This is a genomic window from Paraburkholderia gardini, from assembly GCF_907164545.1.
In the GTDB taxonomy this organism is placed as follows: Bacteria; Pseudomonadota; Gammaproteobacteria; order Burkholderiales; family Burkholderiaceae; genus Paraburkholderia; species Paraburkholderia gardini.
Map to the genome: position 1 here is coordinate 280,656 of NZ_CAJQZB010000002.1, position 14,480 is coordinate 295,135.

Sequence of the window (14,480 nt, forward strand, 5' to 3'; positions counted from 1 at the left end):
TCTGATGCGAGCGATGGAACCTGCGGTCTAGCGACCGCGCTGTCCACCGTTACGCGCAGGATGCGATCCACGCGGCGCGCCGCCCAGCAGTGAGCCGGGATTGCCGCCTGCCCGTTGCGGCTTGCGCGGTGCGGGCGAACTGGCGTTGCCGCCCTCGTGCGATGCGGCGCGCGGCTTGTCGTGATGACGCGTGGTTTCGTGACGCGGATTGTCCTTGCGCACCTGCGCCGGACCATTGTTCACGGGCTTGCTGCCTTGCGTACGCGCCTGCTGCGGCTGTTGCTGTGCACCGCCACGCGAGTTCGGGCGCGACTGCGCCGGCTTCGGCGAAGACGCACCGTCACGCTTCGGCGCGCCGCCTTGCGGCTGGCGCGGCTGACGGCCACCGCCGCCGCCACCTTGTCCACGGCGCAGGATCGGTTCCGGCTTTGCCGTCGGGTCCGGCTCGAAGCCCGCGATCACTTCCTGCGGCACCGGACGCTTGATGAGCTTCTCGATGTCCTTCAGCAGTTGCAGTTCGTCGACGCACACGAGCGAGATCGCCTCGCCCGTCGCACCCGCGCGACCGGTACGACCGATGCGGTGAACATAGTCTTCCGGCACGTTAGGCAGATCGAAATTGACGACGTGCGGCAACTGGTCGATGTCGATGCCGCGCGCGGCGATATCGGTCGCGACGAGCACCTGCAGCGTCGCATCCTTGAACTCGGCGAGCGCGCGCGTACGCGCCGACTGGCTCTTGTTGCCGTGAATGGCGAGCGCGCTGATGCCATCCTTCGTCAGCTGTTCGGCGAGACGGTTCGCGCCGTGCTTCGTGCGCGTGAACACCAGCACCTGGAACCAGTTGTGTTGCTGGATCAGGTGCGTGAGAAGTTCGCGTTTCTTGTCGCGATCGACCGGATGGATCTTTTGCGCGACGTTCTCGGCCGTCGTATTGCGGCGCGCGACTTCGATCAGCGCCGGCGAGTTCAGCAGGTTGTCGGCGAGGGTCTTGATCTCGTCGGAGAACGTCGCGGAGAACAGCAGGTTCTGGCGCTTCGCCGGCAGCTTCGCGAGCACGCGCTTGATGTCGTGGATGAAGCCCATGTCGAGCATGCGGTCGGCTTCGTCGAGCACGAGGATGTCGAGCTGCGAAAGATCGATCGTCTTTTGCTGCATGTGGTCGAGCAGACGCCCCGGCGTCGCCACGACGATATCGACGCCGCGTCGCAGCGCATCGATCTGCGGATTGATGCCGACGCCGCCGAACATCACGGTCGACTTCAGCTTCAGGTATTTGCCGTACTGGCGCACGCTTTCTTCGACCTGCGCGGCGAGTTCGCGCGTCGGCGTGAGAATCAGCGCGCGCACCGCGCGCTTGCCGTTTGCGTTGTTGACCGGTTGCATCGTCGTCAGACGTTGCAGGATCGGCAGCGTGAAGCCGGCGGTCTTGCCGGTGCCGGTCTGGGCGCCGGCAAGGAGGTCGCCGCCATTCAGCACGGCAGGAATCGCCTGCGTCTGGATCGGAGTCGGGGAGGTGTAGCCCAGTTCGTGAACAGCGCGGACCAGCGGTTCGGACAAGCCGAGGGAATCAAAAGACATAGAAACTCTTTGTAAATGCAGATGTAGCGATCCGCTCGTTCGCAGCCGGAAAAGGCGCGATGAAAGCCGGAGCAAAGACCGGGGCGCAAGCCGGGGTCTGAAGCTGATCGCCGGGAAATCGGCGGTACGCTCGCTGGCGTACCGAATGCATCAACGCGCTATCAAGACACGTCGACTGGCGTTAAGTTGCATTTCGCCGCCGTGGAATGTCATGCGACGTAGCGCGCGACACTGACGAATTGGCACAGACTGCCGGCCAGCACGAACAGGTGCCAGATGCCATGTCCATGCCGGATGCGCTCGTCATTGATGAAGAAGTAGATGCCGGCGCTGTAGATGAGACCGCCGGCCACGAGCCATGCGGTGCCTGCTGGCGGCAATGCTTCCACCAGCGGACGAATGGCAACGAGCGCGAGCCACCCCATCAATACATACAGCACCATCGAAACGCTGCGGGTGCGTCGCCCGAGCGTCAGTTCCTGCGTGATACCAAGAGCTGCGAGCCCCCAGCTCACACCGAACAGCGACCAGCCCCACGGACCACGCAGCGTAACCAGCGTGAACGGCGTGTAACTGCCGGCGATCAGCAGATAGATCGCCGAATGGTCGCATTTTTGCAGGATCGCCTTCAGACGCGGATGGCGAACACTGTGATAAAGCGTGGAGATAGCATACAGCACGAACAGCATTGCACCGTAGACAGCGAAACTGACGACCTTGTACGCATCGCCATCGAGCGCGCCCATCGTGACGAGCGTCGCGAGCCCCGCCACCGACAGCACGGCGCCGACGAGATGGGTAATGCTGTTGAATCGCTCACCGAAATGCACGGCACTCTCTCCTGCCTGCCCTCATGCGCTTCATGCTACACGCGTGACCGGCAACTGAACCTCAAAAACAGAATCCAGCAAAAACAAAGGGCGCAGCCCGCGAAAACCGCTGGCCGCGCCCCGGGTGCACCCGGCGTCGCTTAATCGAGCGGCGCCGAACGCAGATCGCTTACCTGTTGCGGCGACACTGCCGAGCCGTGGTTACCCCACGACATACGGATGTACGTCACAACTGCAGCCACTTCCTGATTCGACAGCGACTGCGCAAACGGCGGCATGCCATACGGCTTCGGATTGCCATCCGTGCTCGGCGGATAACCGCCATTCAGGACCATGCGGATCGGGTTCACGGCCGACGGCATCTGGATCGACTGATTGTTCGCGAGCGGCGGGAAGTTAGGCGGCTGGCCGAGGCCATTCGCTTCGTGGCACTTCGCGCAGTTGTCACCGTAGATCTTCTGACCTTGCTTCAACAGTTCGCCACCGAACTGTTCCGACGTTTCGAGCTGCAGGCCTTCCGGCGCTTCCTTCTTTTGCGGAATGGTCTTCAGGTACGTCGACATCGCGTGGATGTCATCGTCCGACATGTACTGCAGGCTGTTGTGAACCACTTCAGCCATCGGACCGAACACGGCACCGCGATTCGACACGCCGTTCTTCAGCAGATCGGAGATGTCCTTGATGTCCCAGTCGCCGAGGCCGGCTTCCTTGTTCGACGTCAGCGAAGGCGCATACCAGTTCTGCAGCGGGATCAGACCGCCAGCAAACGCTGCCGAGCTCACCGGGCCGCCCATCGCGTTGATCGAAGTGTGGCACATGCCGCAGTGGCCGAGGCCTTCGATCAGGTACGCGCCGCGGTTCCATTCGACCGATTTGGTCGGATCGGCCTTGTACTCGCCTTCACGGAAGAACAGCGTGCGCCAGCCAATCAGCATGTTGCGCTGGTTGAACGGGAATTTGAGCTCGTGCGGACGGCTCGGCACGTTCACCGGCGTGACCGAACGCAGATACGCGTAGATCGCGTCCGAGTCGGCGCGCGTGATCTTCGTGTAGCTCGTGAACGGGAAGCCCGGATACAGCAGGCTGCCGTCCTTCGAACGGCCCGTGTGCATCGCGCGGTAGAAATCGTCCCGCGTCCATTTGCCGATGCCGTATTGATCGTCCGGCGTGATGTTCGGCGTGAACATCGTGCCGAACGGCGTAGCCATCGGCAGGCCGCCAGCGAACGTCTTGCCGCCGCGCACCGTGTGACACGCGATACAGTCGCCGGCGCGGGCGAGGTACTCGCCCTTCTTGATCAGCTCGGCCTGGTCGGCGGGCGTTGCCGCGACGGCCGAGCCGTTATGCAGGTTATCGCCACCGGTCCACAGGACCGGAACAAGCGCAGCGGCTGCAGCGACGATAACAGCCGAAAGTGCGAAAAGGGACTTGCGTTTCATTTGAATATCTCTCCCGGTGCCTTATTGCGGTTCGCTGCCGCAGGCAAGCGGAGTCTTCATCGAACGGGCAGGAGCCGGCACGGGGTTATGCGGAGCCGGTTGCGTGGAAAGCCATGCCGCGACGGCATTCACGTCTTCATCGGTAAGGCGAGTGGCGATGGTGTGCATGCAATCGGGCGCGACCGCATGGCGCGTACCCGAGCGCCAGGAGCCAAGCTGTGCGCTGATGTAGTCGGCATGCAGGCCGACGAGACCCGGGATGGCCGGTTCCATGCCCGTCAGACCCTTGCCGTGACAGGCCGCGCAGGCGGGAATCTCCCTCGATGCATCGCCGTGCAGCACGATCTGCTGGCCGCGCGAAAGCGTCGTGGCCGATACGGTCGGCTTTGCGGGCGGCGGATACGGCGGACGCTGCTGCGAGAAGTACGTCGCGATCTGATGAAGGTAGTCGTCCGAGAGATACGTGACGAGGTAGTTCATCGGCGGATACTTGCGACGGCCTTCGCGGAAATTCTGCAACTGGTTGAACAGATAGTCGGCCGGCTTGCCCGCAAGGCGCGGGAAGTAGTCGTTATCGGTACCCTGACCATGGGAGCCGTGGCACGCAGTACAACCCTGCACACGTGCTTCCATCGTGTCCGGGGCTTTGGGCTGGGTCTGCGCATTCGCTGCGCTGAAGACGCCTGCACTCCCGATCAACAGAACGGCGAGCAATGGGCGGAAAATGCGTCTTGAAGACACGCGTAACTCCATCAAAATCAGGGGACCTGACCGAACTTCGAGCGGCTCGGTGTGGAAGCCAGCCGGCGCTGCGGCGACGCAGCATTCTATCATCGATGACTGATGGTGACTATTTGACACATTGACGTGAGTTCCGGCCTCAGCGTCGATGCGACAGTTTGCCGCAGAATGATCGCCACCTGCATTGCAGGGACCGTCGGGAGATCTGAAACCATCGCGCGTCGAGGGCATCGAAGCGTACACTCGCGGGTCTTGCAGCCGGTGCTGTCCGGCGTCGGGCCTGCTTCCGCTTTCACTCCGCTTCCCTGTTTATCTCCTCATTTCATTCACGATGCCAACTGATTTTGCCTGCCTGCCGCCAGACTCCGTGATCGACAGCTCATCTTTGGAGCATGAAACGGCATCGGGTGCGCGCCGCCACGCCGATTTCCGTCTGGACAGAACGGAGGCCGCGCAATGAGCGTCGACGGACTGTGGATCGGGCAGGTCGCCATGGCCTCGCTCATGAATATTGCGTTTGCGTTTGCCGTCGGGTCGGCGCTCCTCGCGGCGTGGCTCGCGAAGGACGGCGGGCAGACCGTGGCGCCGGCGCGGCCGGCGTTGCTGCGTGCGCAACGCGCGCTGGTGATGGGGGCTGTCGTGCTGGTGCTCGCCGATCTCGGCTGGCTCATCTATCAAAGTGCGACGATGAGCGGCGTCGGTCTGCCCGAGGCGCTCGGCGTCGTGCCTTCCGTACTCACGCAGACGCACGTCGGCTTTGCGTGGAGTCTCGCGTTCGGCGGCGCGCTTGTGTTGCTTCTTACGTCGCTTGCGAGTCATGAGGGGGTGTTACGCAACGCGCTGCTGTGGCTTGCGGTGATCGCCGTCGCGGCAGGCAAGGCGGCGCTCGGTCACGCGGCGGATGCCGGCATTCCGTCGGCGGCAATCGGCATGCATACGCTGCATGTGCTCGTCACGAGCGTGTGGGGCGGTCTCGCGCTGTCAGCGGGGCTGGCTGTGCTGCCGGCGCTGGATACGTCAACCGCGCGCGGCGTCCTGATCCGCACGGCGGGCCAGGTGTCCAGTGTGTCGCTCGTCGCGGTCGTGTTCGTGCTGCTGACGGGCGTGTTCAACGCGGTGCGCGGTTCGGGCGGTTCGTTCGAAGCCATCGACGCCAGCACGTGGGGTCATGTGCTGATGCTCAAGCTGGCGCTTGTCGCGCTCGCGCTCGTGCTGGGCGGACTCAACCGCTTTTCGGCGCTGCCGCGCCTGAAGCGCAGCGCGTCGACCATGGATGCGCACACGTTCAACAACGTGATGTATCTGGAAGCGCTCGCGATGCTGGGCGTGTTCGTCGCGGCTGCCGTGCTGTCGCACAGCATTCCGGCCTTCGCCGCGATGGGCTGATCGGGCTGCTCTCCGCTGACTGAACGATTACCGCGCCCGCCACCTTGCCTTCAAGTGGCGGCGCTTCCCGTCACGCAAACAGATGCTTACGCGCTTCCCGTGCTTACCATTCGGCGACACTGCCGTCTGCGTGGCGCCACACCGGGTTACGCCAGCGATGCCCGACCTTCGCCATCTCGCGAACCTTTTCTTCGTTGACTTCGATACCGAGGCCCGGGCCCTGCGGGATCGACACGAAGCCGTCTTCGTATTTGAAGACTTCCGGGTTCCTGATGTAATCGAGCAGGTCGTTGCCCTGGTTGTAGTGAATGCCGAGGCTCTGTTCCTGGATGAATGCGTTGTAACTCACTGCGTCGATCTGCAGGCAGGTGGCGAGCGCGATCGGACCAAGCGGGCAGTGCAGCGCGATTGCGACGTCGTACGCTTCGGCCATCGTCGCGATCTTGCGGCATTCGGTAATGCCACCCGCGTGCGACGCGTCCGGCTGCAGGATGTCGACGAAACCGTTCGCGAGGATGTGCTTGAAGTCCCAGCGCGAGTACAGACGCTCACCCAGCGCGATCGGCGTGTTCGTCTGGTTGACGATATCGCGCAGCGCTTCGGCGTTTTCCGACAGCACCGGTTCCTCGATGAACATCAGTTTGTACGGATCGAGCTCCTTCGCCAGCACCTTCGCCATCGGCTTGTGCACGCGGCCGTGGAAGTCGACGCCGATGCCGATGTTCGGACCTACCGCTTCACGCACGGCGGCGACGTTGTCGATCACCCCTTGCACCTTGTCGAAGGTGTCGATGATCTGCAGCTCTTCCGAGCCGTTCATCTTGATTGCCTTGAAACCGCGTTCGACGACGGCACGCGCGTTGTTCGCGACGTCGCTCGGGCGGTCGCCGCCGATCCACGAATACACCTTGATGCGATCGCGCACCTGGCCGCCGAGCAGCGCGTGCACCGGCACGCCGTGATGCTTGCCCTTGATGTCCCACAGCGCCTGGTCGACGCCGGCGATCGCGCTCATCGTGATCGGGCCGCCGCGATAGAAGCCGGCGCGGTACATCACCTGCCAGTGATCCTCGATCAGGAGCGGATCCTTGCCGATCAGGTAATCCGACAGTTCATCGACAGCCGCCGCAACCGTGTGCGCGCGACCTTCGACAACCGGCTCGCCCCAGCCGACGATGCCTTCATCCGTCGTGATCTTCAGGAAGCACCAGCGCGGCGGGACGATGAAGGTTTCGAGTTTGGTGATTTTCATGCTGAGGCTCTCCTGACTGCCGCTGCGGGCCAGATTGTGGGACGGTGGAAGCGTGGATACGGGGAACACATCCTACAACAAAATCGCCGTTAAGTAGTATTAATAGTACTATTGGTATGGGCATCGACTGTCACGCGGCTTTGGCCGTTCGCTCGCGTTCCTGGTCTGATGCCGGATAATCCGGGGCGTTCCAGTCACTCATCGCGCCGCGAGGCGAAAGCGGAGAACCGTTATTCAGCATGATCTGCACGGGCGCGTCGCCCACCTGCTCGCGACCGCCATCCTGCGCGGCGACTATGCGCCCGAATCCATCCTGCCGCGCGAGGCGGAACTGATGGATGCGTTCGGCGTCAGCCGGACGGTGCTGCGCGAGGCGCTGCGGACGCTGACGTCGAAGGGGCTGATCGAGTCGCGTCCGCGGGTGGGGACGCGTGTGCGTCCGAAAAACGCGTGGAATCTGCTCGATGTCGACGTGCTCGACTGGTACTCGCGCGTCGCCCCGCCGATGGCGTTCGCGCTCAAGCTGCAGGAAATGCGCGAGATGATCGAGCCATATGCGGCGGCGCTAGCTGCGTCGTCCTGGAGCGATGGGACGTTTGCCGCACTCGATGCCGCGCATGCCTCGATGGTGACGGCGCGCAACGTCGACGAATGGGTGCGGGCCGATCTTCAGTTCCATCTGAACGTGCTGACGGCGTGCAGCAACGAACTGCTGATTCCGCTTGGCACGCTGATCGAGCGCACGCTTGAGGCACAACTGCAACTGAACGCGCGGCGGGCGGGCGTGTTCAACGCGTCGCTCGCGGAGCACACGGCGGTCTTCGAGGCGATCCGCGATCGCGACGCCGAAGCCGCGCGTCAGGCGATGGCGAACCTGCTCGGCGTGACGCGCCGGCGGATCGAAGGGTGAACGTGCGCGGGAGCCGTGCTAAGGTCTGAGGCCCGGATTGTGCTGCTGAAGTAACGCTGGCGCTGGCGTGAACGCTGGCAACTGGCAGCGGATGCGTTCAGTCAACCGAACAGAGGAGGCTCGTTCATGTCAGTCTGTTTCGTCGCGCGAAGGCTCGCGCTTGCGCTGGCGTTTCTGCCTGCGGTGGCGTCGCTGGCCGTGCATGCCGAGCCCGTTCCCGAAAGCCAGTGGCAGCCCAGCCAGGCAACCTTGTTTACGCTCGTGCAGGACGGGTACCGGATCGTATCGGTGATCGACGAGCGGCGTGGCGAGGCGAATTCGACCCAGACGTTTTATCTTCAGCGGGAGCAGGGCGCGTTCAAATGCATCGAGCAGCATCAGATCGACCAGAAGACGCGCATGCCGGCGGCGCAGTTTGCGTGTTTCGAGCTGGCGCAGCCGTTTTCGACGTCGAAGGGGAAGTAGCGCTGGGCGCGGTGGACGGTCAGTGGAAACAAAAAAGCCGCTGCTTCGTGAGAAGCAGCGGCTTTTTTTACAACTGGTGGCGAATCAGGGACTCGAACCCCGGACCTGCGGATTATGATTCCGTCGCTCTAACCAACTGAGCTAATTCGCCGAAAGAAGCGAGATTATGCGGATGGCGGCGAGGACTGTCAACCCCCGCGCGCCATATTCGTGGACACCCCATCCAGGCGGCGCCCTCAAGCCGGCGGCGCAGTCACGCCGTCAGTCTTCGGCGTAGATGTTCGAGTCCTTGGTCTCCTTCACGAACAGCATGCCGATGACGAACGTCGCCAGCGCGACCACGATCGGATACCACAGCCCCGAATAGATATTGCCCTTCGCCGCAACGATCGCGAAGGCGGTCGCCGGCAGGAAGCCGCCGAACCAGCCATTGCCGATGTGATACGGCAGCGACATCGACGTATAGCGGATCCGCGTCGGGAACATTTCCACCAGCATCGCCGCGATCGGGCCGTACACCATCGTCACGTAGATCACGAGGATCGTCAGGATCACGACCGTCATCGGCCAGTTGATCTGTGACGGATCGGCCTTCGGCGGGTAGCCGGCCGTCTTCAGCGCGTCGCCCAGCGTCTTGTCGAACGTCTTGCCCTGATCCTTCGCGTCCGCAGCCTTGCCGTCATACGTGTTGATGATCTTGTCGCCCACCTTGATCTCGGCCAGCGTGCCCGCCGGAGCGGCCACGTTGTCGTAGTTCAGGCCGGCTTTCGACAGCGCGCTTTTCGCGATATCGCACGAGCTCGTGAACTTCGCGGTGCCTACCGGGTTGAACTGGAACGAGCATTCGTCCGGGTTCGCCACCACGACGATCGGCGACTTCTGCTGCGCGGCTTCGAGTGCCGGGTTCGCGAAGTGAGTGAGCGCGTGGAACAGCGGGAAGTACGTGAGCGCCGCGATCAGGCAGCCGGCCATGATGATCGGCTTGCGGCCGATCTTGTCCGACAGCGAGCCGAAGAACAGGAAGAACGGTGTGCCGATCAGGAGCGCCAGCGCGATCAGGATGTTGGCGCTCGTGCCGTCCACCTTCAGTGTCTGCGTGAGGAAGAACAGCGCGTAGAACTGGCCCGTGTACCAGACCACCGCCTGACCGGCCGTCAGGCCGACCAGCGCGAGGATCACGATCTTCAGGTTCTTCCATTGACCGAACGCTTCGGTCAGCGGCGCCTTCGACGTCTTGCCCTGGGCCTTGATGCGCTCGAACGCGGGCGATTCCTGCAGTTGCAGGCGGATCCACACCGAGATCGCGAGCAGCACGATCGACGCAACGAACGGAATGCGCCAGCCCCATGAGCCGAACGCATCTTCGCCCATCGACGTGCGCACGCCGAGAATCACCAGCAGCGACAGGAAAAGGCCGAGCGTGGCCGTCGTCTGGATCCACGCGGTGTAGTAACCGCGACGGTTAGCCGGCGCATGTTCGGCGACGTAGGTCGCCGCACCGCCGTACTCGCCACCGAGCGCGAGACCCTGCAGCAGACGCATCGCAATGAAGATCACCGGAGACGCAAAGCCGATGGCCGCGTAACCCGGCAGGAAGCCGACAACGAACGTCGACAGGCCCATGATCACGATCGTGATGAGGAACGTGTGCTTGCGGCCCACCATGTCGCCGAGCCGGCCGAACACGATCGCGCCGAACGGACGCACCGCGAAGCCCGCCGCGAAACCGAGCAGCGTGAAGATGAACCCCGCGGTCGGGTTGACGCCGGAAAAGAAGCTCTTGCTGATGTAAGCCGCCAGCGAGCCGGCCAGATAGAAGTCGTACCATTCGAAAACGGTGCCGAGCGATGAAGCGAAGATCACCCGCTTCTCATCGCTTGTCATCGGCGCGTGCGAGATTTGCCCGCCAACGGTTGCCATATGTCGTCTCCAATATTGATATAAGCATGCGGACCCGCCGGCAAGGCGAGCCCGTGAGCCGATTATTGGAGCCAAAACTTACTGCCTACTGACGCTTGTCCCGTAAATAAGAGCGCTGCGCCTGAAGCTCAATGTCCGTCTACATTATCCAATATGGTGTCAAGATCGTTCAATGTGGTGGCAATTGCGCGAATTGGTGGGGTGCGGTGCTTGCCGGAAAGCCGTCAGTTAGGGTAAGTCCCGGGCGCGTTCCAGCAATCTCAGGCTGACACGCACGAGCGTCCCCGCGAGCCTTGGCGCGGTTTGATAGACGTTGTCCCCGATCGTCAGGGTGCCGCCGTGCATCGTCGCGATCTCGCGGACGATGGCGAGGCCGAGGCCGCTGCCATCTCCCTCGCGACCGAGAATCCGGTAGAAGCGCTCGATCACCCGGTCGCGCTCGGTGGCCGGAATGCCGATGCCGGTATCTTCCACTTCGAGGTGCACGAGTCCCACGGCGGGTTCGGGTTTGACGCGCACGGTGACGCGCCCGCCTTCGGGCGTGTAGCGGATCGCGTTGTCGATCAGGTTCGACAGCATTTCGCGCAACATCACGAGATTGCCGTCCACCTCGATGCGCCCGCCGTCGGGTGCGTCGATATCGTCGGGGCCTTCGTAGCCGAGGTCCATCTGCCGGGCGAGGGCGGCCTGAACCCAGTCGCGCACGGCGTTGCGGGCCACTTCCGTGATTTCGACCGGGGTGAAGATCTGCCCGGACATCCGGTTTTCCGCCCGCGCGAGCGCCAGCAACTGCGTGACGAGCCGCGCGGCGTGCTCCGAGCTGGTCGCGATCTGTTCGAGCGAACGATGCACTTCCGCCGGCGCATCCTGCCGCAGCGCCAGTTCCGCCTGCGTGCGCAGACCGGCGAGCGGCGTCTTCATCTGATGCGCGGCGTCGGCGATAAAGCGCTTTTGCAGCTCCATGTTCTGTTCGAGGCGGGTCAGGAGGTCGTTGAACGACGTCACGAGCGGCTCGATTTCCGGCGGCGCGCGTCGGGCTTCGAGCGGCGACAGGTCGTCTGGACGACGCGCGCGGATGTTCGACTGCAGCGCGTGCAGCGGCGCGAGCCCGCGCGAGAGCCCGAACCACACCAGCAGGATCGCGAGCGGCAGGATCACGAACTGCGGCAGGATCACGCCTTTGATGATGTCGTTGGCAAGCTGGCTACGCTTGTCGAGCGTTTCGGCCACCTGCAGCAACACCGGCTGGGCACCGGGCATCTGCGGAAACTCGACGGTCGTGTACGCGACGCGGATGTCGTTGCCGCGCAGCACGTCGTCGCGAAACGCGACGATGCCCGGTTGCGGCCGGTCTTCCTCGTGCGGCAGCGGCATGTCGCGGTCGCCGCCGACCAGTTCGCCGCGCGTGCCAAGCACCTGGTAGAACACGCTGTCGATGTTGTCCGTGCGCAGGAAATCGCGGGTCGAATCGGGCAGCGACAGTTCCGCGACGCCGTTCACCGGATGAATCTGCCGCGCGAGCACGTAGGCATCGGTTTCGAGCGCACGGTCGAACGGGCCGTTCGCGATGGATTTGGCGACGAGATAGGTGACCGCCAGACTCATCGGCCACAGCAGCAGCAGCGGCGCGAGCATCCAGTCGAGAATTTCGCCGAAGAGCGAGCGCGGACGGGCTGCGGCAGCGGCCTCGCTTTCGTCGGGCGGGGCGAAGGGGTTGGCGTAGCGGGCGTCGCGGGCTTCGTCGTCGAGAGCCGTGGCGGATGCGCCTGGCGAACCCGGCGACATGCTTTGTCCGGTTTGCGCCCGTGGCGCCGGCACTTCGGCGTGATGCGCGGCGGCGTGCTCGTGGCGAGCGGGCATGCGGGCCTTACTTGAAGTAGTGGCTCGCGGGCATCGCGCCCGGAGCGGGCGCGGCGGTTGCGGCGGCTGTTGCTGAAGGTGTCGCCGGTGTGGCAGCGGCTTCGCCGGCTGCCGGCGCCAGTGCCGGTGCGGCCTTTTCGAGGCAGTAGCCGAGTCCGCGTACGGTGATGATGCGCACGCCGCTCGGCTCGATCTTCTTGCGCAGCCGGTGAACGTAGACCTCGATGGCGTTATTGCTGACTTCCTCGCCCCATTCGCACAGGTGATCGACGAGCTGTTCCTTCGACACCAGCCGGCCGATCCGCTGCAGCAGCACTTCCAGCAGGCCGAGTTCGCGCGCCGACAGGTCCACGACCTGCTCGTTCACGTACGCGATCCGCCCAACCTGGTCGAACGACAGCGAACCATGTTTCACGACGGTCGGTCCGCCGCCCGCGCCGCGGCGCGTGAGCGCCCGCACACGCGCTTCGAGCTCGTTCAGGGCGAAAGGCTTGGCCATATAGTCGTCGGCGCCGAGATCGAGGCCCTTCACACGTTCGTCGACGCTGTCCGCGGCCGTGAGAATCAGCACCGGCATGTTCGAACTGCGCGCCCGCAGGCGCCGCAGCACCTCGAGCCCGGACAGGCGCGGCAGGCCGAGATCGAGGATCAGCAGGTCGAATGTCTGCATCGAAAGCGCGGTATCGGCCTCGACGCCGTTCTTCACGTGATCGACGGCATAGGCCGACTGGCGGAGTGATCGGACGAGACCGTCCGCGAGTATGCTGTCGTCTTCGGCAATGAGAATTCGCATGAGGCGTTGAGGCTCTGGCATTGCCCGCGTCGTGGTGTCGCCCGGCGCGCGGCGGTCTCCGAAACAATCGTGGTGGTTGGGCTGGCGTTGCGCACGCATCGAAATGAATGCGAAACGCGCTTGCCAAAACCACTGTTTTTTTATACAGTGTCTGCGTTTAGAGCGCCGTCCGCAAAAACGGACCGCAACCCTGCGTCAGACGCCGTTCATCATAGCAAAGGACGATTCATGGAAGAAAGCAAGAAAGGCCCGGCTGGACTGACTGCTGAAAAGAGCAAGGCACTGGCAGCCGCGCTCGCGCAGATTGAAAAGCAGTTCGGCAAGGGGTCGGTCATGCGGCTCGGCGCAGGCGAGGTTGCCGAAGACATCCAGGTGGTCTCCACCGGATCGCTCGGCCTCGACATTGCATTGGGCGTCGGTGGTCTGCCGCGTGGTCGCGTCGTCGAAATCTACGGTCCGGAATCGTCGGGTAAAACCACCCTGACGTTGCAGGTCGTAGCCGAAATGCAGAAACTGGGCGGCACGGCAGCGTTTATCGACGCGGAACACGCGCTTGATATTCAATACGCAGCCAAGCTCGGCGTGAACGTGAACGATCTGCTGGTTTCGCAGCCGGATACCGGCGAACAGGCACTCGAAATCGCGGACGCACTGGTGCGCTCGGGTTCGATCGACATGATCGTGATCGACTCGGTCGCGGCACTCGTGCCGAAGGCTGAAATCGAAGGTGAAATGGGCGACTCGCTGCCGGGTCTGCAGGCGCGTCTGATGTCCCAGGCGCTGCGCAAGCTCACCGGTACGATCAAGCGTACGAACTGTCTCGTGATCTTCATCAACCAGATCCGGATGAAGATCGGCGTGATGTTCGGCAACCCGGAAACCACAACGGGCGGCAACGCACTCAAGTTCTACGCGTCGGTGCGTCTCGACATCCGCCGTATCGGCTCGATCAAGAAGAACGACGAGGTGATCGGTAACGAAACGCGCGTGAAGGTCGTCAAGAACAAGGTGGCGCCGCCGTTCCGCGAAGCGATCTTCGACATTCTTTATGGCGAAGGCATTTCGCGTCAGGGCGAAGTTATCGATCTCGGCGTGCAGGCAAAGATCGTCGACAAGGCCGGCGCCTGGTACAGCTACAACGGCGAGCGCATTGGCCAGGGTAAGGACAACGCGCGCGAATTCCTGCGTGAGAATGCGGACATCGCGCGCGAAATTGAAAACCGCATCCGCGAATCGCTTGGTGTGAACACGATGGCAGACATCGCCGTGGTCAGCGCCGAAATCGCGGGCGAAGAAGAGTAAT

General features: G+C 63.3%; 12 protein-coding genes and 1 tRNA gene. 4 read left to right on the forward strand and 9 right to left on the reverse strand.

All coding sequences use genetic code 11. The features are described from left to right. Positions 1-27: 27 nt before the first annotated feature. From LPA37_RS03165 to LPA37_RS03180, 4 genes are all read right to left on the reverse strand, one after another. Complete coding sequence (locus LPA37_RS03165; RefSeq protein WP_228978811.1) at positions 28-1,581, reverse strand: DEAD/DEAH box helicase; 1,554 nt, start codon at positions 1,579-1,581, stop codon at positions 28-30. A gap of 209 nt (positions 1,582-1,790) precedes the next feature. After that, entirely contained in the window at positions 1,791-2,411 is a 621-nt protein-coding gene (gene trhA, locus LPA37_RS03170) for a PAQR family membrane homeostasis protein TrhA (protein ID WP_090528059.1), read from the reverse strand. Positions 2,412-2,551: 140 nt separating this feature from the next. Next, a complete protein-coding gene (locus LPA37_RS03175) occupies positions 2,552-3,850 on the reverse strand; it encodes a c-type cytochrome (protein WP_229011397.1) in 1,299 nt (432 codons plus the stop codon). Between the two features lie 21 nt (positions 3,851-3,871). Beyond that, on the reverse strand, positions 3,872-4,603 hold the full coding sequence (locus LPA37_RS03180; protein WP_228978807.1) for a c-type cytochrome: 732 nt from the start codon (positions 4,601-4,603) through the stop codon (positions 3,872-3,874). Positions 4,604-5,047: 444 nt separating this feature from the next. On the opposite strand from LPA37_RS03180, the gene LPA37_RS03185 reads away from it, so the two are divergent. Continuing rightward, positions 5,048-5,977: a CopD family protein gene (locus LPA37_RS03185; RefSeq protein ID WP_228978805.1), complete on the forward strand. Its 930-nt coding sequence runs from the start codon at positions 5,048-5,050 to the stop codon at positions 5,975-5,977. 103 nt (positions 5,978-6,080) lie between these two features. On the opposite strand, the gene dgoD is transcribed toward LPA37_RS03185, so the two are convergent. Continuing rightward, complete coding sequence (dgoD, locus tag LPA37_RS03190) at positions 6,081-7,229, reverse strand: galactonate dehydratase (RefSeq protein ID WP_228978803.1); 1,149 nt, start codon at positions 7,227-7,229, stop codon at positions 6,081-6,083. 178 nt (positions 7,230-7,407) lie between these two features. Here dgoD and LPA37_RS03195 point away from each other — a divergent pair, with 178 nt between their 5' ends. Then, positions 7,408-8,139: a FadR/GntR family transcriptional regulator gene (locus LPA37_RS03195; protein WP_228979000.1), complete on the forward strand. Its 732-nt coding sequence runs from the start codon at positions 7,408-7,410 to the stop codon at positions 8,137-8,139. Positions 8,140-8,265: 126 nt separating this feature from the next. Beyond that, positions 8,266-8,604, forward strand: coding sequence for a hypothetical protein (locus tag LPA37_RS03200; RefSeq protein ID WP_228978801.1), 339 nt, complete (start codon positions 8,266-8,268; stop codon positions 8,602-8,604). 74 nt (positions 8,605-8,678) lie between these two features. Here the strand turns inward: LPA37_RS03200 and LPA37_RS03205 are convergent. The 4 genes from LPA37_RS03205 to LPA37_RS03220 form a co-directional block, all read right to left on the reverse strand. Next, positions 8,679-8,755 (reverse strand) — tRNA-Met (locus tag LPA37_RS03205). A gap of 110 nt (positions 8,756-8,865) precedes the next feature. Next, the gene (locus LPA37_RS03210) at positions 8,866-10,524 is read right to left on the reverse strand and encodes an MFS transporter (protein ID WP_228978788.1); all 1,659 of its coding nucleotides are present in this window, start codon (positions 10,522-10,524) and stop codon (positions 8,866-8,868) included. Between the two features lie 228 nt (positions 10,525-10,752). After that, positions 10,753-12,309 (reverse strand): sensor histidine kinase, encoded by a 1,557-nt coding sequence (locus tag LPA37_RS03215; protein WP_228978999.1) that lies wholly within the window; start codon positions 12,307-12,309, stop codon positions 10,753-10,755. Positions 12,310-12,391: 82 nt separating this feature from the next. After that, the gene (locus tag LPA37_RS03220) at positions 12,392-13,177 is read right to left on the reverse strand and encodes a response regulator transcription factor (protein WP_228978786.1); all 786 of its coding nucleotides are present in this window, start codon (positions 13,175-13,177) and stop codon (positions 12,392-12,394) included. 228 nt (positions 13,178-13,405) lie between these two features. Between LPA37_RS03220 and recA the strand changes: the two genes are divergently transcribed. Then, positions 13,406-14,479, forward strand: a complete 1,074-nt coding sequence (gene recA / locus LPA37_RS03225; RefSeq protein WP_228978783.1) for a recombinase RecA — start codon at positions 13,406-13,408, stop codon at positions 14,477-14,479. The last annotated feature ends 1 nt before the right edge of the window (position 14,480 follow it).